At 42.9% G+C, this 20,452-nt stretch carries 15 protein-coding genes and 2 pseudogenes; 7 read left to right on the top strand and 10 right to left on the bottom strand.

Annotated features, from left to right (window positions below; translation table 11 throughout):
• The first annotated feature begins 227 nt into the window (after positions 1–227).
• The 4 genes from AC5JM2_RS22065 to AC5JM2_RS22050 all read left to right on the top strand — a co-directional run bounded on the left by AC5JM2_RS22065 (position 228) and on the right by AC5JM2_RS22050 (position 4,272).
• Positions 228–1,181: an aminoglycoside phosphotransferase family protein gene (locus tag AC5JM2_RS22065; protein ID WP_495836970.1), complete on the top strand. Its 954-nt coding sequence runs from the start codon at positions 228–230 to the stop codon at positions 1,179–1,181.
• A 17-nt stretch (positions 1,182–1,198) separates the two neighbouring features.
• Positions 1,199–2,263, top strand: coding sequence for a T3SS effector HopA1 family protein (locus tag AC5JM2_RS22060; protein ID WP_495836969.1), 1,065 nt, complete (start codon positions 1,199–1,201; stop codon positions 2,261–2,263).
• A complete protein-coding gene (locus tag AC5JM2_RS22055) occupies positions 2,260–3,279 on the top strand; it encodes a ThiF family adenylyltransferase (RefSeq protein WP_495836968.1) in 1,020 nt (339 codons plus the stop codon). The genes AC5JM2_RS22060 and AC5JM2_RS22055 overlap by 4 nt, the downstream gene beginning before the upstream one ends.
• A gap of 63 nt (positions 3,280–3,342) precedes the next feature.
• Positions 3,343–4,272, top strand: coding sequence for an MsnO8 family LLM class oxidoreductase (locus AC5JM2_RS22050; protein ID WP_495836967.1), 930 nt, complete (start codon positions 3,343–3,345; stop codon positions 4,270–4,272).
• Here AC5JM2_RS22050 and AC5JM2_RS22045 read toward each other — a convergent pair.
• The 4 genes from AC5JM2_RS22045 to AC5JM2_RS22030 form a co-directional block, all read right to left on the bottom strand.
• Positions 4,269–5,018 carry a peptidylprolyl isomerase gene (locus tag AC5JM2_RS22045; protein ID WP_495836966.1) on the bottom strand — a complete coding sequence of 250 codons (750 nt, stop codon included), beginning with the start codon at positions 5,016–5,018 and terminating at the stop codon, positions 4,269–4,271. The genes AC5JM2_RS22050 and AC5JM2_RS22045 overlap by 4 nt on opposite strands.
• A gap of 115 nt (positions 5,019–5,133) precedes the next feature.
• Positions 5,134–6,663 (bottom strand): beta-barrel domain-containing protein, encoded by a 1,530-nt coding sequence (locus tag AC5JM2_RS22040; RefSeq protein ID WP_495836965.1) that lies wholly within the window; start codon positions 6,661–6,663, stop codon positions 5,134–5,136.
• Between the two features lie 128 nt (positions 6,664–6,791).
• A complete protein-coding gene (locus AC5JM2_RS22035) occupies positions 6,792–9,866 on the bottom strand; it encodes a peptidase domain-containing ABC transporter (RefSeq protein WP_495836964.1) in 3,075 nt (1,024 codons plus the stop codon).
• A 33-nt stretch (positions 9,867–9,899) separates the two neighbouring features.
• Positions 9,900–10,502: a helix-turn-helix domain-containing protein gene (locus AC5JM2_RS22030; RefSeq protein WP_495836963.1), complete on the bottom strand. Its 603-nt coding sequence runs from the start codon at positions 10,500–10,502 to the stop codon at positions 9,900–9,902.
• Between the two features lie 299 nt (positions 10,503–10,801).
• Here AC5JM2_RS22030 and AC5JM2_RS22025 point away from each other — a divergent pair.
• The 3 genes and pseudogenes from AC5JM2_RS22025 to AC5JM2_RS22015 all read left to right on the top strand — a co-directional run.
• Positions 10,802–11,059: pseudogene (locus tag AC5JM2_RS22025) on the top strand (transposase); the annotation flags it as partial.
• A 468-nt stretch (positions 11,060–11,527) separates the two neighbouring features.
• Positions 11,528–11,806: a hypothetical protein gene (locus AC5JM2_RS22020; protein WP_495836962.1), complete on the top strand. Its 279-nt coding sequence runs from the start codon at positions 11,528–11,530 to the stop codon at positions 11,804–11,806.
• Positions 11,807–12,472: 666 nt separating this feature from the next.
• Positions 12,473–12,673: a transposase family protein gene (locus AC5JM2_RS22015; RefSeq protein ID WP_495837083.1), complete on the top strand. Its 201-nt coding sequence runs from the start codon at positions 12,473–12,475 to the stop codon at positions 12,671–12,673.
• Between the two features lie 257 nt (positions 12,674–12,930).
• On the opposite strand, the pseudogene AC5JM2_RS22010 reads toward AC5JM2_RS22015, so the two are convergent.
• The 6 genes and pseudogenes from AC5JM2_RS22010 to AC5JM2_RS21985 form a co-directional block, all read right to left on the bottom strand.
• Positions 12,931–13,615: pseudogene (locus AC5JM2_RS22010) on the bottom strand (IS1 family transposase); the annotation flags it as partial.
• An 822-nt stretch (positions 13,616–14,437) separates the two neighbouring features.
• Positions 14,438–15,949, bottom strand: a complete 1,512-nt coding sequence (ilvA, locus tag AC5JM2_RS22005) for a threonine ammonia-lyase, biosynthetic (RefSeq protein WP_495836961.1) — start codon at positions 15,947–15,949, stop codon at positions 14,438–14,440.
• 101 nt (positions 15,950–16,050) lie between these two features.
• A complete protein-coding gene (locus tag AC5JM2_RS22000) occupies positions 16,051–17,013 on the bottom strand; it encodes a hypothetical protein (protein WP_495836960.1) in 963 nt (320 codons plus the stop codon).
• 12 nt (positions 17,014–17,025) lie between these two features.
• Positions 17,026–18,459 carry a c-type cytochrome gene (locus AC5JM2_RS21995; protein WP_495836959.1) on the bottom strand — a complete coding sequence of 478 codons (1,434 nt, stop codon included), beginning with the start codon at positions 18,457–18,459 and terminating at the stop codon, positions 17,026–17,028.
• A gap of 32 nt (positions 18,460–18,491) precedes the next feature.
• Entirely contained in the window at positions 18,492–18,917 is a 426-nt protein-coding gene (locus tag AC5JM2_RS21990; RefSeq protein ID WP_495836958.1) for a hypothetical protein, read from the bottom strand.
• Between the two features lie 24 nt (positions 18,918–18,941).
• On the bottom strand, positions 18,942–20,408 hold the full coding sequence (locus AC5JM2_RS21985) for a c-type cytochrome (RefSeq protein ID WP_495836957.1): 1,467 nt from the start codon (positions 20,406–20,408) through the stop codon (positions 18,942–18,944).
• Positions 20,409–20,452 lie beyond the last annotated feature (44 nt).

Here is a 20,452-nt window from a genome sequence, read left to right as displayed (position 1 = left end):
GGATATTGCTAATATTCAAGGTGGTGGTAGCGTCGTTTGTGTAGGTGGCAGCGTACTTTGCAGTGTGGTCGTCATTGGCAACACTTGCAGCAGAACCTAAAGATTGTATCTAATGCTCACCTGCTTGTTAGTCGCAATCGAGCTTTTATCTAAAGTGGGAGTAAGATTTCTAATTTTTATCTTTACTCTCACTTTTCGCTTAGACTCGATCTAAAGAGGATACACTCATGGAAACCATACTAAACTATAAAAATATCTATCAGTACTTGCTTAATAGTTGTATTTGCCCAGAAGAAATAAAAACTATTTCACTAGAATATATAAAGCTAGATAATTTTTACAGGCAAGAGAAAGCTTTTCCCTCTGCCATTGGTGCCCAATTGGGGACTACTTTAGCAAGGCTACATCGTGATAGCCTGAATCATCAGGAATTATACGAATTCATTGCTAAAACAGATCCTGGTAAATTAGGCTATCAAAATCCTAATTATTCTGCTCAACTCCTAAACAGGATTGAGCCAAAAGATTTCAGTCATTTTACTCACGAAAGCATTATTTTTTTCAAAAATTATCATCGCCATGAAAGTTTTACATCAGCAGTAGCAGAGCTTACTCTCAATCAGCACCACTGCTGCGTAACATATAATACCCTCAAGTTAAATAACATTTTAATATCCAGGGATTGGAAAAAACTAATTTCTCAAACAGAACAGTCAAATCAAGGCATTATTAAGTTGATTAACTGGAAAAACTGGAGTTGGGGCGATCCAGCGTTTGATCTAGGAACAGTGATTTCTAACTATTTACTAATATGGCTTAACAGTTTAATTGTACATCCTTTTATTGAACTGCAAAAATCTCTGCAAATGGCAACAATACCTTTAGAGGTACTTCAACCCTCAATTGTAGCTCTTACTCAGGCGTATCTCAGCAGTTTTCCCATTCTAGATTACTATCCTAACTTTATGGCGCGAGTTATTCAGTTTGTTGGTCTTGGCTTGCTGTATGAAATTGTAGAAATAAGTCAGTGGCAAAAAAACTTTAATAATAGGGGTCTTTGCATACTTCAAGTTGCTAAGAGCTTATTGTGTCGCCCAGAACAATCATTTAGCGCTGTTTTTGGGATGGCAGAATCAGAAATAACTAATTTAACTAATTTAGAGCCATCCTCTATTAAATAGCTTCAGGAGTAACTTTTATGCAACTGCTACAGTCCCTTCAAGACATTGCTACTCAGGTTCAAATTAAATCTGACTTTTGTGTCAGTCATCCTAATTACAAAGTAGAGCATCCAGCCGAGGTAGTAGTCCAGTTGCAACAATTACCTCAAGAAACTCAGGCTAAGATCCTGAGTTCAATGCTGCGAGAGTTTATATATGACATTTACTACAACGGTTCGCTTGTAGGAGAAGCAAGTGAAGCAGTGATGGCTGATTTCTCTGTCTTAGGGGATAAAACTGTTGCAGGAATAGATTGGGAATTTTGCGAACGACTAGATAAAAGCAATAAAGGGAAAGGTTTCTTTGAGTCGGGATATCGCGTGTTGAAACAAGAACCAGATGGTAGTCTCTTAGTAGAAAAGCAAGGCATAGGTACGAGGATACATATCCAGCCAAACCGCCATCTCCAATTAGTAGATCAAGCAGCAGCTGTAGGTGATTTGGTTGTAGTCACCATGCCCCATAATTTATTTCAACTTCGATGCTATCTGGCAGTTGGAGATGTAATTGGTAATAGCAAAAAAGAATACTCTAAAGTTATAATATTCTTCAACTTCAGCCCTGAAGGTGCAGTTGCCGTCATGGAAAGTTTAACGTCGCAACTGAACAAATTTAAAGTACCGTTCGGCTTCTATGTTTTAGACAACCCTTCGCATTTTGGACGCTATGATTCAGGAATTCTCCGAGTTCCTGTAGATAACTACGAATTAGTTCGGACAGTTCTACAGACTGTTTATGCAGAAAACAAATCGCACTTTCAGCCGCAGGTTCCCTTGTTTACTAAGGTACTTGCACCAGGACTGGCTTTAGCAGAAATGCCTAAATCTAGAGAAGATTTTGGTAGCATCCGTTGCCAACTTATTGCCAATGGCTTAATGGAAGCGAGGCTCAAGGGTGATGAATCAAAAGAAGCTAGGATGACACATATACTCCAACAGTTTGAGCTTCAAGGAATAGACTTAAAACATCCCTACCTCGATCCTAACTCTGAAGATATTTACACACCATTCGACGAGTCAAATATAAATTTGCTAACCATATGAATATATTGAATAAATTCCAAACAGGAATTGTTTTAAAACATAGTACATCTTTATCATTCATATCTGAGGAACAAAAAACCATACTGAGCAATGGTCTGCGGCATTTCATACTATCGAATATCCCTGAACAGGTAGTGGAAGCTTTGAAGCAAATGGTCGCAGGAACACAACTTGACAAATTAACCACTTTACTGCCGGGAGATAGGCTGGAGAAACTTATTTCACTTCTGGATTCAAAGGGTGTAGTACGACCTTTGTATGAAAATGACTTTAAGGAGACGCGGTTTGAGAAGCAGGTGGAGTTTTTCTCAGATTTCGTTGAAAACCCCAATACTCCACAACAGAAGCTTTTAAAACAGTTAGTATGTATCATCGGTTGCGGTGGAACCGGAAATATCGCAGTTCAACATTTAGTAGCTGCTGGCGTTAAAAACTTTATATTGATTGACGATGATCTTGTGAACATAACAAACTTTAATCGCCAGTTTTGTTTTAGCCAAGCTGACCTCAATACGCCGAAGGTTGAAGCACTGCGTAACTACATTTTAGCGAGAGACTCTGAAATAAAAATTCATAGTCGTAAACAAAAAATTAATTCTCTGGAAAGTTTATACCAAGCTTTAGAGGGCTTAAAAAAGCCGGATTTTATTGTGTGTTGTGCTGATACCCCACCGATTACCATTCAGACATTGGTCGTACAGTATTGCCTACAGCAAAATGTAGCGTGTACGTTCTCAGGAGTGAGAGTTTATGATGGCTTAGTAGGTCCACTCTTGACTGAGAAGAGCCATATGGAAAAATTTATTCAGCACAATCAACAGATAGAAAAGCAGCAATATGAAAATTCTCCAACAGTTATATCGTCGTCGATTTCATACCTCAATACAATGATCGCAACCTTAATGATAGGAGATGCGATCGATCTGCTAGCTGGTATTAAAAAACCGCTCTCTCTGAACACGACCTTACAGTACAATGCTGACCAGGCGAAGATGATCACGATTTCTGAGTGGTAGGAGTTGATTTACCAGGTCTGTGACAAAAACAATCCGGACTACTACTATGAGGTTACTTAATTTATGAGCGAAAAACTTAGTCTTGGCGTTCTGGATTTCTGCGATTCAATCACTACGACAATTAGACTTGCTCCCCGGATTGAAGCTTTTGGATATTCCCGCTATTGGCTAGCAGAGCATCATGGTGATGGTCTTGCCAGTCCGGAACTGTTAATTCCTATTCTTGCGGGACTAACTAAGAGGATTCGTGTGGGAATGGCTGGAGTTCTTCTCCCCTTCTATAGTCCATTAAAGGTAGCCGATAATTTTAAGTTGCTCGAATTATTATTTCCCCAGCGCATTGACTTAGGGATTGGTCGTGGTGGGGCAGATCCATTGACAACTCAAGCGCTTCTTGACGGCAGAACTAGGGAACTGGATCTCGACCTTTACAAAGAGAAAATACAGTACCTGATAGACTACTTGCACGGAAATTCACAGGTACGGACGACACCTGCTATCTCGACCTACCCGGAAGTTTGGGTTCTCGGTACCGGGTTCAATAGCATGCACGTAGCTGCGCACAAAGGTCTTGCCTACAGCCATTCGCTCTTTCATCGAGGATGTCTTGATAACCCCAGTATCCTCAAAGAATATCGAGAAACTTTCCAGCCCTACGGAGAAAAAGTCCTAACCCCCCGATGTAATATAGCCGTGGCAGGCATTTGCGCGGACACTGAAGCTCGGGCATACCAATTACAACAACAGCACGCCAACAATTTTGTTATGCTCAACATAGTAGGCACTGCCAATCAGTGTAAAGAGAAGTTGCTGGCGTTGCAAGAGCGTTATGACGTTAACGAAATCATCTTCTTTGATGTCTGCCGGGAATTTAATGACCGCTTACGTTCTTACGAATTGCTTGCTGCTGAGCTTAGATTAACAAGTGTGTCTGCCCAAACCAAACAGTTGGCAGTATATGCCTCTAACAACTCCTATGGAGGTGCCACTTAAGTGGGATCGCTAAGTAGCTCCGTCACGATTTCTAATTCCGCGATTTGTTGGTTTAACCAAGCTGCAAACAAATCTCCCAAAATCTTAACACGCAGCTGCTCGTCTAATTTGGCTTCAATAATTTCCTCAACCAAAATTAGATGTACTCCTTTTGGCGTAATTATCGGCTTAAGGATTTGTGGTGGAGTGGCGGCAAAGACCAGTGCTGCAATTTCTGGTCGGAAATCTTTGCGGCGTTGTATGCCGCGATATCCCCTGGCGCGGCGGATTTCTGGTTCTTCAATGTATTGGTGGGCAATTTCTTGAAAACTAATTTCGCCTTCTTTCAATGCACAAAACAGTTCCATAGCCAAATCTTCATCATCGAAAATGACTTCATAGGTTACCGCTCCCGCATAATCGAGTTCGTGTTTATAAAAGAATGGTTCAACTTGCTGTCCAAATAAATGTGTCGCCAATTTGTTAGATATCTGGTTTGTGTATGCCCATGCTTCAAACTCATCTATGGAAAGATGATGTTTTTCCAGCCATGCCCAGGTATCTTCAGCTTTGAGGAGTTTATTGGCTAACCGCAGATTATTTGCTGCCTGCTGAAGTTCTTCTAGCTCGACTTTTATGCCTGCTTCCTTGGCAGTATCGGCAATAATTTGGCGAGTGGCGATCGCTTCTACTAAAGTAGGAAGTTGACAGGAAATTTTGATTTGATAAAAGATGTCTTCCTTGGATACATTTAGAAATTTTGGCATAGTGCAATTTTTCTCACAATCACTGGATTTGAAATTTTGGATTTTGGATACTTCGACTTCGCTCAGTACAAGTTTTGGATTTTGGATTTTGTAGAGACGCAAGGATATCGCGTTTCTAGAGTTCTAAACCGCCTTTTTGCAACTTCTTAAACGGATCTAAGATCAAGTCGATCACACGACGCTGCCGGATAATCACCTCAGCAGTGGCTGTCTGACCTGGCGTTATTAGAATACGTTTGTTGCCATTTTGGATATAAGGCTGCTGTAGGGCAATATCCAACTCAAAAGTATCTATCTTGCCAGAGTTAGTTTCTTTAACTTTCGAGTCTGGTGAAATCCGACTGATGCGCCCAAGCATTATTCCATAATCTTGGAAGGGATAGGCATCAAACTTGATTTTGACTTTGCTTCCCACCTTCAAGAAACCACTTTGTTGACTAGGCATCTCAGCTCTTAGTACAAAAGGAGATTCCTTGGGGGAAATTTGAGCAATCATCTGACCGGGTTGTAGCACAGACCCAGGTTTGCTGATAGGCAATGCAAAAATTATGCCATCAATAGGCGATCGCACCACTCGTTGCTGTAACTGGAAATTTAAGGATGCGATCTGGCTTTTGATTTGAGCAATCTCTGATCGCAGCGCTGCAATTTGTGATTCCACGTTTTTGAACTGTTCGGTCGTTTTAAGCACAGCCAGATCGCCTGTATGAATCAGGGTATCTTTGTTACGTTGCTGCTGTTGCAAGCGGAGTTGCGCTTGCTGAATATCCCCCTCTGCTTGATGAATAACCATTTGAGAACTGTTTTGTTGTTCTTGCAAGCCCGACTGAGCCTGATCTCTCTCCGACTTTGCTTGCACCAGGCTTTGGTAGTTTTCTTTGACCGCCTGTTCCACTTCTAAAAACCGTTCTTGTGGAATTGCACCCTGTTGAAAAACTTTTTTATATCGTGGTATTTTTTCCTTGGCACCCTCCAAACGAACTTGTGCTAACTCGTAGGCTGCCTTGCTTGAATCAACCGCTTGCCGCGCCTGATTGACTTTAACGACTTTTTCCTGTTTTTGTAAGTTGTAAGCACTCTTGAGAGTATCAAGATTCTGTTGCGCCTGCTGCACTTGCGTTAGTTTTTCTGATTGTTGCGCTTGGTTTTGTTGCTGCTGGGTATGGATAGTGACCAGCAATTGATTTTTGAGCAGTTCGAGTTGCGCCTGCTGATTTAATTGGCCAGAAAGCTTTGCCTGCGCTTGCTGCAAATTCATTCGCAGTAAATTAGACTCCAGTTCGAGCAGAGTTTGCCCTGCTTTAATAGTTTCGCCTTCTCTTACTCTCACACTGATGACGGTTCCTGGCGCTGGAGAGTCTATTCTTTGCGTTGCGCCTAATGGTTCAATACGTCCTTTGGCACTGCCTGTTTCATCCACCTGAGAGAGCATCGCCCAAGGTAAGCCGAGAACTGTAAAGCCTACCAGCAAATATAGCATTGAACGCGTCCAAAGCCGAGGCAAAGCATCCAGCAGTTCCTCGGTGCCGTAAAACCAATCGCTGGTTTGAGTTTGTGCTGGCGATCGCTGTTTAACCTCACTAGAATCTTCAACCGACTCAGGCGCATTGACCAGGGATGATGAATTACGAGATGGGTTTGGCATAGTTTTTATGTAAGGAGGGTTAGGAAGAGCAAAGTAGAAACGCAAGGAAGCGGAACGTCTGTACAGAGTTAGGAATTAGAAGTGAAAAATTTAAAAACTCATAGTTCATGGCTCATAACTCACAACTTTTAGTAAGCTTGAGCCAACTGTTGCTGATTGAGATAGTAGTAATGACCTTTTTTGGTAATTAATTGGTTGTGAGTACCGCTTTCGATCAATACACCGCGATCTAAAACCAGGATCAAGTCAGCATTACGCACGGTGGAAAGGCGATGGGCGATTATTAGGGTTGTCCGCCCTTTGAGAATGGTGTTGAGGTTGTTTTGAATGATACTTTCGGATTCAGCGTCGAGGTGACTAGTGGCTTCATCAAAAATTAATAAGCGGGGATTCCCAAGCAAAGCACGGGCGATCGCTAACCTCTGGCGTTGTCCCCCAGATAACATCCCGCCACCTTCACCGATTTGGGTTTCATAACCCATTGGCAATTGCTTAATAAATTCGTCAGCTCCAGCCAGACGCGCTGCCTCAATAATCTCCTCGAGAGTAGCTTCTGAATGAGCGATGCTTAAGTTTTCCCGAATCGTACCGCCAAACAAAAATGTATCTTGATCGACAACACCAATTTGAGAACGGAGCGAGTTCAGGGAAATGCTTGCCACATCTTGACCGTCGATCAACACATTGCCACCTGTCGGCGGATATAAACCCAAAATCAACTTGGAGAGGGTGGTTTTCCCAGAACCGCTACGTCCCACCACCGCCACAGTTTGCTCTGGCAGTACTTCAAAACTGAGATTTTCCAGCACGTTAATATCGCTTTCTGGGTGATAGCGGAAAGTGACATTATCAAAGCGAATTCTTCCTTGAAGTCTGGGTAAGTACTGGCGGGGTTGACGTTGTAAGTCTTCTTCTGGCTCTGCCTCTAGGACATCATTAATCCGCTCAGTAGAAACAATCACTTCCTGCAATTGATTCCACAGCACTGCCAGCCGTTGGAAAGGATGAATGATGTTGGCCAACAACATATTGAAAGCAACTAATTGTCCAATGGTGAGTTGGTTTTGAATCACAAGCCATGCCCCAAACCACAGCAATGCTGTAGTGGCAATCGATTCGATAGAGGAACTGAAAATTTGCAGGCGGTTAGCAATCACCTGCCCACTAAAGCTTTTTTTAATCAAACGATGGAGCTTTTCCTCCCAATGCCAGCGCACTGTCTGCTCAACTGCCATTGAGCGGACAGAGCGAATCCCTGTGAGGGCTTCAATCAGATAACTGTTCTCGTTGGCTGCGGCATTAAAGATCTCTTTGGCGATGCGACGCAAGAAAGGCGTTGCAAACAGTGCCAGTAGAAAAAATGGCGGCACAATCACCAGCACCAGCAATGCCATCTGCCAGCTGTACCAAAACATCAATCCCACATAGATAAACACTGTCAGCAAATCGAGAATGATTGACAGTGCTTCTCCGGTGAGGAAGCGCTGAATTTTCTGATTTTCTTGGACGCGAGAAATAATATCGCCAACGAAACGTGACTCGAAGAACGCCAGTGGCAGTCGGAAGGTATGTTTAATAAAACCCACCATCAGCGCTACTCCGATCCGGTTCGCAGTGTGATCCAGCATATATTGCCGCAGTCCGTTCGTGGCAACGCGGAACAAACCAAAAATTAGCAACCCTAACCCGACGGCGTTTAAAGACAGAATGCTGCCTTGGACAATCACTCGATCCAACAGCAGTTGGGTGAATAGTGGCGTTACCAGTCCAAACACCTGAATAAACACACTAGCCATGAACACTTCTAGCAGCACTAGCCAGTGGGGTTTGATTAACTCAAAAAACTGCCAGAATGGTTGAGTTGCTTCCTGGCTTTCTTTGAGTAGAGCTGTGGGTTGCAATAACAATGCATAGCCAGTCCAACCTGCATTGAATTCTCTGTTTGTGAGAGTGAGTTGACCGATCGCTGGGTCGCCAACAATTACCTGCTTTTTGGTAATTTCATAGACGACGATGTAATGTTTGCCTTCCCAGTGAGCGATCGCAGGTAACGGTTGTTGTGCCAATTTGTCAAGGCTGGCTTTTACTGGACGAGTAGAAAAACCGATGGTTTCTGCCGCTGCGGCTAGACTTTTTAGTGATGCCCCGCTCCGACTCGTGTTAGTTAAATCCCGCAGGCGATTTACCGACAAGTGCTTGCCCCAATAGCGACTTATCATCACAAGAGTTGCTGCACCACAGTCAGAGGAGCTTTGTTGTGCAAAGAACGGATAGCGCTTGGCGATCTTTCCCCACCAATGCCCCACGCTCACGTTGGGACTGGGAAAGTAGGCTCGTCGCTTCTTTTGCTTTTGTTTTGGCTCTAAAGCTGGCTGCGGAAATGGAATAACATTACTGCCATTCTTCAATTCTTCTGCGAAAGACGTGCTATGAGGCGTCTGTTGGTCATCCGAGGCAACAACTTTTGAGTCGGAATCAACCAATGCCAACTCAGACCAGTGCTGGAGTGCTGTTTGCCAATCAGCATTGCTTAGACTGTACAAAATTGTTGGTTGTATTGCCTGCCAAGTACCTTGTTTTTCAACAGCGCATATATTCGCAGGTGTCAAGGACTGACCGGATGAATGTTGCAGTTTTCCCCGGTGCAGCAGCCACAGTTTGCAATCTTTGGATAATGTTGCACTCAGGGTGCCAGTATCCAGATTGTGCCGCGAGAAATAAGATAAGGCTCGGAGTATTTCCTCAACTGAAGTGTTGCGAGGAAGTTGATTCTCGCGGCAACATAACAGTAGCAAGTCCCAAAGTTCTGCTTTGCGGTATAGGCGATCGCTCAAACTAGCATATTTGCCCATCAAAGCTTGCAACGTTTCATCCTTGAGATAGCAAAGCTTTAAGTTTGTAGAAGCTCTAGCGGTGTAAGGTTGAAAGACATCTTCTGGAAACAGAGTCATTTCACCGAATGATGCCCCGCTTGTTAAAGTGGTGATTAAGTTATTAGAGCTATCCATTAGTCTGACTTTACCCGCAAGGATTATGTAGATGCCGCCCTTTGCGGTTTCTGCTTGCCAAAACTGTTTTGCTACTAATGGCTCGACGATTTCTACTGCTTTGACGCAGTTTGCTAGTTCGTTTGCTGAAAGCGAATCACCCAAGCTAGCGGTAATTTTTTCACAAAGCTGTTCCTGGGAAAATACTGATGGCATTTACTGACCTCTAACACAGAATTAGTTCTTGGTCTAAATCACATTGAATGACCAATGGAAACTAGCCTCATTGGATTGCAAGTCGCCAATCGTAATGTGAGTATTCTTGATATGGCTTGTTGCCCCTTTAGCAAAAGAGCGTTTTTGTTTTGTGGAAAGCCCCATTTGTTTGAGCAACCGATTGATGTGGCGATCGCTAATTTCAATGCCAAATTCAGTCGCTAGATGTTTGCTCAACCATTGGGCTGTCCAGCACCCAAATGCATAGCCATACTCACTAGGGCTATGGCTTACTAATTCCTTCAACCGTTCGATATATTGGTCGTTTACAGTTTTAGGTCTGCCTATCGGTCGCTCCTGCCATGTATGCGCCAGACCTGCTTGTGCTACAGCACTCCAGTAGCGTGCCATCTCCTGAGAACAACCTAACATTTGACAGATTTGGGTTTGAGATTTCCCTTGATCTGTTAGCAACATGATTTCCAATCTGCGCCGATATTCTGGTTGCAAATCTGCTTGCAAATTCTTCAGCAGCAGATTCCGCTGAAAAGGCGTTAAAAACTTACTGTCAGCATACTTACTATCAGTAAGGTTGAGGTGGTCAAAAGCTTGATTTTGGCTGTAATACTGTGTCATAATTTCTACAAGTTGTCGTCAACTGGAAAACTGGGCAAAGCGTCTGGAGCAGGTGTTAACGAAATCTTGGCAGAAATCGTTTAACATCTGCACAATTAATTAGCCCAATCTGGCTAATTAAACAGTTACGTGATGTGCAACTAACCTTGGGATAGTTCCCCCCTGGTGCTTTGGGAGTCTAGGGGGGTTGTCCCTGGGTTAAGCTATCTCTAGTTCCTACTTTCAGCTTAATTAGCTGTGCTTGAGAAGAACCAAGCACTTTACGTTACTGTATTTATTTTATTGTCAAAGTAAAATCTGGAATTTGGCAACAAATCCATGAGCGACTACGGTTGTGGGTACGTCTTTCCTGTAACCGAGAAGCGTCACCCTCTGAAGCAATCATAGACAGTCAAACGGTTGAAACTGCGACGATGGTATCCCAAGAAGTTGGCTACGACTCTGGCAAAAAGATGAAAGGGCGTAAACGACATATGCTCGTTGATACACTGGGTTTGCTCATTGTTGTCGTGATAACTGCTGGGAGTATCAGTGAACAAGCAGGCGCAAAACAAGTTCGCGGCTTCGCTTACAGCAGTTTTCACCTAAATGAACCACACAGTTTGTAATTGTAAGGGTGCAATGCCTTGCCCCCCTTGGACTGTGGTTTATTTACCTGAGAATGGCTGTAACAAAGCGCACGATCTGCTGAAAGCAGCAGCGAAGCTATCGCTTTGATCGTTTGATCACGATTTGGGTTGACGGAGGATATCGTGGTAAGGATTTCATGCACTGGGTTATCGATGTATATTGTTGTATTTTAAGTGTTCGTACCGTACGGAGGAGCAGAAAGGGTTTGTAGTATTGCCCAAACGTTGGCTCGTGGAGGGGACTTTTGGTTGGTTTAATTGGTGAGCCAGCGCGGTATTGGGGAGCCAGTGTTCGGCTAGGGTTTCCCGACTTGTAGACGCCCGCCAGAAGGCTTCTCGCAGGGTAGCATTTGGCTTGGTTTCCAACGCCAGATACCTACGGAGGGAAACCCTCCTATGGCACAAAGTGCCACGCTACGCGCTTCAGTACTGGCTCCCCATGTTAGCGGAGCGAGCCGTAGGCTGCGACTGGCGGAGCGCGTAGCGTGTCCGGAGGACATCCCCGTTAGGCGTAGCCATGCCGTAGGCATAGGGTGTCAGCGATTGAGTAAGGATTATCAGGTCTTACCTGAGACCACTGAAGCTTTTGTTAAGTATTATCAGGTCTTACCTGAGACCACTGAAGCTTTTGCTTATGTTGCTATGATTCGTTTGATAATCAAGCAACTGGCGTAAATAAAATTACTTGTTTACAACTTTAAGACATTTTATGAGGTTATTGTCAAAAACAAATTAACAAAAGCTTTCGAGTAAGGCTGATATAACTCATTTATTTATTCATATAAAATTTTTGTAGATTTTGTCAAGAACTATTTAAAAACATTCCATTTTTCCGAATAGTTACATAAATTTCAATCAAGATTTGAGTGAACAATTTTTCTTTAAAAGACATTCGCAAAACAAATTTATTGTTTAAAACAACTATATTGTAACTAAAATTTTCAGTAAAAATACTAAAAATTTTGAGTTATCAAGTTCATTTTCTAAGAATACTAATTTTTAAACCATCTATCGAAAGGAAGAAAAACTTAATATATATCTTTAGAAAGATTAGTACTTTGAATATCTATATTTAAGTGAGAAGATAATAGGAGAATATCGTTGGGATCAAAATGGTAATAAAAGTTATATAGGAGAATAAAATCTAAATAATCCTGAAAAAACATCAAAAAACCGGAGATTAATTAAGAGGTCATTTATAAAGTAAAGATTAAGGGGTGTGTTACGGCTATGTAAGGATTTGAGCGTTTGAGAGAGTAGGAATTAGCCGTAACGCACCACCAAATGCGGTGCCTTAAGCGCTGCTTTAACGCACCCTACAATTTAAGGTTTACTTTATAAATCATCTCTAAAGAGCAAAAACAACAAAACAAAGAATTATCAACCGAGCGCATTTTCGTAGAGCATATCATTCGTTTGGTTAAGATATTTCGAGTAGCCTCTGAAAGATTTCGCCTTAATCAAGAGAAATATGAACAGATAATTCTGACAATTTGTGGGTTAGTCAGGTTACGCATAGGGGCGTTTATATTACCAGTCTAAATATTTGCTAAGTTTGTAGTACAAAAATTATTCACTGCACACATATCTTTACCTCGTTTTTACAGCGGTTTTCACATGAATAGACCACAGTGAGCGAACCAGCCGCAAGCATGATCACAGGGGCGTTGCTGAATCACGATATGAATTAGCCGGAGGCTTGACGCTGAGTCCTGAGCCTGCGGCACGGCTTCGCCGAACGGACACGCTGCGCGAACGCGTATCGCCATGTCAAAGCGGGGGCGAAGCCCCCGCATCGGAATTTCACGATGTTTAAGATAATAAATTAACAATCTAATCGAAAGTTCAAGCATTTCTACTGATTTCGAATAATAAAAAGTTTTACGGTGTAATCGCGCCAAGTAGTGTCTTAATCTACTATTTTCACCTTCCACCCAAGTCAATTATATTTTGCTAATAATATGGTCTTACTTATTAATAAAACATGGATAAACTGTGAAGCCTCGCTGAAGCCTTGCGTCACATAAAAAGAAGATTTTCACGCCTTAATTATCTGCCAAAAATGTCTAAAAGTGTCCGAACTTCTATCTACTAACACACATCCCAAAATTCCTGAAATTTTGGAATTGACTACGCTCCACACCAAAATTTTGTTTTTTTTGAGTCGAGGAAAGTTTCTAATTCATCTATTTCCATTATTTCCGGTATTTCTGTTGTCTCTGGATTCTCAGGTAATTGACGACCAATTTGTTTTACCCAAAAAATTATTGTTGTATGATGCACTTTTTTCACTCTTTCAATTGCACGGAAACCAGAACCATTAACGTACATTTCTAAACACTCACGTTTCATTTCATCGCTATATCCTTTCGGATTATGATATTGAATGAATTGACGACCACAATCTGCACATATGTAATTCTGTTTACCTCTTGGTTTCCTATCTCTACGGATATGGTTTGAATCACAACGCAGACACTGCATGAAGATTCACCCTAATTCATATTCTCATTATGCAACGCCCGAGTATTTGTACTGTTCCTCTAGCTTACGAAAAATTTGTAGTCTACTCTACTGAAAACCGTTGTAATAGCAAGCATCTCAAAGTCTTATTGTACCGTTTTAGCTGGCTAATTTTAGTAGGGTGCGATCGCCTCCTCCGGGCGCTCCGCGCCATCGCGCGACCTAAGCCAGTAATGGAAACTGACATCTTGCACCAAGAAAAATTGATGTTATTACTACACTCAATACTAAGCCGGAAACCCTTGTTTTACCGGAAAAAGCCAATAAAAATCATGTAACTTTATTGCGCTGCTTTTGACTAAGCCCTGGGTCATACGAATAGGTGCAAGATATGAGCGCCCGACTAGCCGCGTTTTTTCGCCGCTAGCAACAAATAAAACTTGTACATTTTTCAAAGGAGGGCTAAAAGCTTTGCTATATAAGGCTTATAAAATGTGCAAGTTAGGAGGGAAACGTATTAGCTCAACTTTATCCATTTTTTTCGGCACGCGATAAGCCTCCGGCTTGACGCTCCGCGTATCATTATCGCTGAAACCTTTGTGGGACGGTAGTTTTACTTTTTGAACTTCAGTTAACATCTATGACGTGGAAAAAGTATTTGCCAAAAACCCAGGGTTTTTGCCCGATAAAGAAAACCGAGTTCTTAATTTTGGATAAAGTCGAGCTCAACAACCTGTGGTTGTTATTGGTCAGGAGACGTTTCGTTTCTGACCCGCAATTCCTCTCAACAGCCAATTAAAGATTACGGTGTGAGCCTCCTTGCGGCAATAGGTGAGCATCGCTTCATCCTAAAAACAACTTGTATGCTGGATTCTGCCTTTCATCCCAATAGCGGTAACCCAGCGTATCAACAAATGCTTGCCATTGCTCCATCTCGTGGGGAGGTACCTGCATGCCCACGACTATTTTCCCATAGTCTGCCCCATTGTTGCGGTAGTGAAAAAGGCTGATGTTCCAGTCGGGACTCATGGAACTGACGAATTTCATCAATGCACCGGGACGTTCAGGAAACTCAAAACGGTAGAGCAACTCATTCTTAGCAAGGTGAGAGTGTCCACCAACCATGTGCCGCAAATGTAATTTTGTCAGTTCGTCATCGGTTAAGTCAATAGTTTTGAAGCCGTGAGCTTCAAAACTATCAGCCATTTTTACCGCATCAGCACGGTTTTGAATTTGCAGTCCCACAAAAATATGTGCTTCTTTTTCACCAGCAATGCGATAGCTAAACTCAGTTAGATTGCGTCTGCCAATACATTCGCAAAACTTGCGAAGACTGCCCCGTTCTTCCGGAATCGCCACTGCAAAAATGGCTTCGCGGCGTTCACCCAATTCTGCTCGTTCAGCAACAAAGCGCAGGCGATCAAAATTCATGTTAGCACCGCAGGCAACGGCGATTAACGTTTGTCCCTGGATTTGTTCTCGTTCGACATAGGCTTTTGCAGCGGCGATCGCCAATGCACCCGCTGGTTCCAAAATCGAGCGCGTATCCTCAAACACGTCTTTTATTGCAGCACAAGTATGATCTGTATCAACTAAAATGATGTCATCCACATACTCCTGACACAGATGGAAAGTTTCTTCTCCCACTTCCCGCACCGCTACCCCATCAGCAAATAAGCCTACTTGAGGTAAGCGTACCCGCTTCCCTGCTTTCAGCGATTGATGCATGGCATCAGCATCCACTGGCTCAACACCAATTATTTTAATTTCAGGACGCAACCGTTTCACATATGCTGCAATCCCAGAAATCAATCCACCGCCGCCAATTGCCACAAAAATAGCGTGGATCGGTTGCTGATATTGTCGCAGAATTTCCATCCCGATTGTTCCCTGTCCGGCAATCACATAGGGATCATCAAAGGGATGAATAAAAGTCAAACCTTTTTCTACCTCTAGTTGACGGGCTAAGGCATAAGCATCATCGTAAGTATCCCCATGCAAAACTACCTCTCCCCCTCTGGCTCTGACTGCATCTATCTTCACCTGAGGTGTGGTTACGGGCATAACAATAATTGCTCGTGTGCCGATATGACGCGCAGCAAGAGCAACACCCTGGGCATGGTTTCCAGCAGATGCAGCAATCACACCCTGTACCAGCAAATCCGGTGGTAGTTGCGCCATCTTGTTATAAGCACCCCGCAGCTTGAACGAAAAGACTGACTGCATATCTTCCCGCTTGAGTAGGAGTTTATTATTCAATCGTGCAGATAGATTAGGAGCATAATCCAGGGGTGTTTCCTGAGCAACATCGTACACGCGGGCAGTCAGGATTTGTACAAGGTAGTCGCAAAGCATGAGGGTCAACAGGTTGGTAAATGCCGGATGGATGATAATTTTACCGCCAAACTTGTCACCCTGACAAAATACACCTCTAGATTGTAGTTTGAAAACACGCTCTAGCGTTGATGAAATGCAGGTGTTTCTGCGTTCACAACATTGGAGATTTCTTGAACCACTTTGTCACTACCCCAGTAGCTGCCATGTGCCTCACCGCCATGCATTAGGGCGAAAACTGATTGTGCAGTCAAAGATTCAAGCAATCCTGATTCCTGGGTCATTAGATCTTGAATATCTAAGTATTTTGTCTGACGATCTACTAGATTAGTCATCACTTCTTTCAGCGGGTATGCGATCGGATCGCCAGCATGAATGTAATTCCTCCAAGGTAGTTTGTTTCCATTTCGCTTTGAGTCCAGGGACTCCAGTAGCCTCTGTAATTGGGGTGTAATGTCATGAGTGCTGGGCGAATCGGGACCATCCCTACCTGGTATGACATTAGTCAGGGTGAAGATTGCAACAGGTGAACCCATAGTGTGAATACTGCTAATTAGGACGCCCTGATGCGGATTAGGATCTTTCCCAGACAAGCCGTAGATACAATCGCGAATCTCCATAACATCGTCATGACCAGGTACTTGTGGATCGTCCCAGCGAGCAGCAAACAATATGTCAAATAGGATCACAGTTCCCCAACTGTGTGTCACTAAGTGCAGGCGGTCATCTGACTGAGCATTCTTTAACCCATCTAAAGTCTGTTTCTTGAGTTCTTTAACAACCTTAAAGCCTACTTGACGGCTAATGTAGAGTGCAGCATCTCCAGCAAACTGGAGAAGTTGCTGTTCGCGAAAAGTTCTAAACCCAATATGTTCCCAGATTGGTGATGCTTTGAATTGCTTGAGGAGATTTTCCTCTGCTTCTTTATTAACATCACCCCAGTAGAGAGCTATTTTTTTTAGTTCTCGTCCGTCATTGGAGGCGCTTTCTTGGAGGCGTTGAAAAAGTTTATCGGCATATTGAGGTTGTTCACGGCGATCGCGAGTATTAACGCCATGTATGAACAAAATATAATCAGTAGCCATTGCAGTATCCTCTTATAATGTTTTCAGGTATTCGATTAATGCTTTTTTGTCGTCACCAGACAAATCAGTTCCATAAATATGTCCCTGATTTGAATTGGCTGTAACGGTCATATCGTATTTAAAACCTACACGTTCAGCTTCGGAACCTTCAGAAACAAAGCCCACTTTTTCTGGATTGTAGACATCGTATCCCCGGTAGAAAACTTTGGGACGGTTCTCTGGTTTTTCTAACAACTCTTGTAGGGATGGGACTGAACCGTTATGTAGATATGGCGCTCTTAACCAAAGTCCATCAAGGGACACAGATAGATAGCCATTTGTCTTACGCAAGTTGTCGAAGTCCCAAGAGTAGCCTTCAGCAAAGTTGTTGTAAGTTTCTGCAGCTTGTTGTGTCCACATATCTAAGCGGTGACGGTCAGTTCCCACTTCTTCTACAGGAATAACTGTTCCTGTCCTTTCGCCACCAAAAGCGTGACAAGATGCACAGGTGTTAGCAAAAATTTTACTTCCTTTTTCTGTCAATTTCTTATCAACGGCAAAGGGATATTTGGGAGGCGGTAGTTGCGTAATAAAATCTTCTACCCGCTGCAAATCAGCTATAGGAATTGACTTTTTAGTCGCACCATCACCAATTGCGCCAGTGTTAACAGTTTCCGTCAATGAAGTTTCTAAACCATCCCAATGCAGCGCAAAGTTTTTGTGCATTTTTTGATTCCATATTGGCATCATATCAGAGTTGCCAATTGTGTCATCTTTGGGCAATTTTAAGGTGTTGAATTTGACGGGGTTAAATGGATCGATGCGACCAGGACCCCAGTTGGGACGAGAATCCATCCAAGCAAAGTCTTCTTTTTGTTGCAGCAGCGCTTTTTTAGTTTGAGGAATGATGAAATAGCGATAAAGCAGTTTCTCCAGCCAAGAAAACTCATGATTATATTTGATTTCGTCAAGGATATAATCTGCTGAAAATCTAGAGTCACTAGCAGCTTCACCTAAAAAGCGAGTATAGCTTTGAGGGTCAAATTTATTGGAGGGACCTGCAGGAATGATTGTCGGTTTATCTTTCTGGCTTGTTCTATAAGTGGCACTATGGCAAACAGCACAAGTGATACCAACACGAGGAAAGCCAATAGTTTTTTTGGTAAAGCCAACTGGCGTTTCTTTACCCTCCTCCCATGTCATTCCCAAAGAAGTATAACCACCTGGTCCTGGCAGTTTGTCAGGAAAAATTCGTGGCAACACTAACCAAATCCAATAAGGTATACCTTGCGCCTGTTCTGTGCCGATAGAACCGTATTTAAAGTGTTCTTCGGCTGACTCGTACGATGTAGGAACTTCTCGGAAAAGGTTGTACCATCCAACATAGACAACCCCTCCAACTAAAAGCAGAATAATGAGAACAACACTTGTGATAATTCTGCCTAATTTATCTTTGAATATGTTCATGATATTCTCTGATTCCTTAGCAATGGTATAACTTAGGTCAATTGCTTTACAGGTTCCCCAGCAATTGAGTTTTGATTTCGTATGGCAAGAGTCAGAAGAATTGCCTCAATTAATCCGAAGAAAAAGTCTACAAAGGCAATAGAAAGGAATCCCTTATCTTGACCAAAGAAAAACACCGCAACCAGGAAAAATGTTGCACCAAAAGTTCGCGAAGGAAATATTGAAATCCAGGCGCTTGCTTGATAGCGATACGGATCAATAGCACTTGGGATGTAAAAAGCACTGATGATAAACAACAGCATCCCAGCAGCGCGAACCCAGATAATGGGGAAAGGTATATGCATCCCAAGCAATGAGAGGAATTGCTCTGGAAAGAAGCAAGATGGAATGACAAAAAACATATTAGCGATAATGCCGAGCCAAGTCACCCGACTAAACCATTGAGCGTAAGTGTTCATGCTTTTTACTTTCCTTGATAAATTTCAAAGTTTTTTCATGTACTCGACCACAGCATCTTTTTCTTCATTTGAAAGTTTAGTTCCGTAGAAGTGACCGCTGTTACTGTTTCCAGGAACTGTCGTGTCGAACTTAAAGTATTTCTTGTCGTTTTCTTCAGAAACATTGGAGACAAAACCCACTTTTTCCTTGTCGAAAACGTCGTAACCCCGATAAAATTCCTTTGGTCTTTTCTCTGGAACTTCGAGTAAATCTCGTAGAGTTGGTACTGATCCATTGTGCAGATAAGGTGCGCGTAACCAAATACCATCTAGTGGCACGTTGGCATAGCCATTCGTCTTGCGAAAATGTGAGAAACGCCACGGATAACTCGCAAAAAGGGTATTTTGGTTAGACAGCATTTCATAGGTGTATGAGTTGAGGCGATGAGGATCTGTACCAATTTCTTGTATTGGCACGACTTTTCCTGTTTGTGAGCCACCAAAAACATGGCAGCTAGCACAATTATTTTGAAAAAGCTGCTCTCCCTTCACAGCTTTGGTTTCGTTAACCTCGTAGGGATAGACTGGTGGTGGTAGTTCCCAAAGCCAATCTGCAACTCGCTGAATTCTCGGCAAATCGATGCTTGTTTGTGTGACGCCAGCACCTAATGCCGCACTTTTATTACGTTCATCAACTGAGGTGTTATCGCCATCCCAATGCAACTGCAATCCCTCGCGGGCTTTTTGATTCCAGACTGAGGGCAAATCAGCAGTGCCAATCAGTTCATCCTCCCGCAACTTATCCATCGGGAAATGGAATTGAAGCGCTTTATAAGGATTAAAAGTATCCACCCTTCCTGGGCCCCATTCAGGATTCTTTTTAAGGAACGAAAGTCGGCTCCCTTGATTAATCAGCGCGTCTCTGGTTTGGGGTATTGCCAAGAAGCGATAAATTAATTTTTGGAGCGGGTTAAGACCACCACTTATCTTTTCAATTTCTGGTAGCATCCGGTTAGCAGTAAATCGCTCATCCGTAGCTACTGCTGATATGAAATTGATGTATCCCTCTAGGTTAAGTACGTTAGCAGGCATTGCTGTGATCACTTCACGTTTGCTGTTTGGTGTCTCACGCACTATACCTGTATGACAAACAGCACAATTCAAACCAACGCGATCAATAAATACTCGGCGCTTAGAAAAACCAATTGGCAAATCTTTCCCCTGCTCTTCAAGAAATCCCAGCGAGGTATAACCTTTACCAGGTAATTTATCCGGAAAGATGTCTGGCAGAACTTTCCAAATCCAGTAGGGAACGCCATTTACCGGTTCGCTACCAATTGAACCATACTTAAAGTGGTCTTCAATGTTGGCATAATCAACTGGAGAGTTGGATAGAATAGGCCAAAGAAAAAAGATGGCTACTGCAACAACTCCCACAATCACAACCCAAATACGCTTGAAAACTGCTTTGGGCGGCGTTGGTAATAGAGTCTGGTTTGTTTGTTCGGTCATGCGACTGTGACTTGTTATGTTGTCGGGATTATTTGCGAGCGATG

It is taken from the genome of Brasilonema angustatum, assembly GCF_059505445.1.
This window is presented reverse-complemented; position numbering and strand designations above follow the sequence as displayed.

Coding starts and splice junctions, on each gene's coding strand:
- AC5JM2_RS22060 (WP_495836969.1), top strand. CDS start 1,199: ATGCAACTGCTACAGTCCCTTCAAGACATTGCTACTCAGGTTCAAATT.
- AC5JM2_RS22020 (WP_495836962.1), top strand. CDS start 11,528: ATGGCACAAAGTGCCACGCTACGCGCTTCAGTACTGGCTCCCCATGTT.
- AC5JM2_RS22040 (WP_495836965.1), bottom strand. CDS start 6,663: ATGCCAAACCCATCTCGTAATTCATCATCCCTGGTCAATGCGCCTGAG.
- AC5JM2_RS22055 (WP_495836968.1), top strand. CDS start 2,260: ATGAATATATTGAATAAATTCCAAACAGGAATTGTTTTAAAACATAGT.
- AC5JM2_RS21985 (WP_495836957.1), bottom strand. CDS start 20,408: ATGACCGAACAAACAAACCAGACTCTATTACCAACGCCGCCCAAAGCA.
- AC5JM2_RS22045 (WP_495836966.1), bottom strand. CDS start 5,018: ATGCCAAAATTTCTAAATGTATCCAAGGAAGACATCTTTTATCAAATC.
- AC5JM2_RS21990 (WP_495836958.1), bottom strand. CDS start 18,917: ATGAACACTTACGCTCAATGGTTTAGTCGGGTGACTTGGCTCGGCATT.
- ilvA (WP_495836961.1), bottom strand. CDS start 15,949: ATGCTTTGCGACTACCTTGTACAAATCCTGACTGCCCGCGTGTACGAT.
- AC5JM2_RS22030 (WP_495836963.1), bottom strand. CDS start 10,502: ATGACACAGTATTACAGCCAAAATCAAGCTTTTGACCACCTCAACCTT.
- AC5JM2_RS21995 (WP_495836959.1), bottom strand. CDS start 18,459: ATGAACATATTCAAAGATAAATTAGGCAGAATTATCACAAGTGTTGTT.
- AC5JM2_RS22050 (WP_495836967.1), top strand. CDS start 3,343: ATGAGCGAAAAACTTAGTCTTGGCGTTCTGGATTTCTGCGATTCAATC.
- AC5JM2_RS22000 (WP_495836960.1), bottom strand. CDS start 17,013: ATGGCTACTGATTATATTTTGTTCATACATGGCGTTAATACTCGCGAT.
- AC5JM2_RS22065 (WP_495836970.1), top strand. CDS start 228: ATGGAAACCATACTAAACTATAAAAATATCTATCAGTACTTGCTTAAT.
- AC5JM2_RS22035 (WP_495836964.1), bottom strand. CDS start 9,866: ATGCCATCAGTATTTTCCCAGGAACAGCTTTGTGAAAAAATTACCGCT.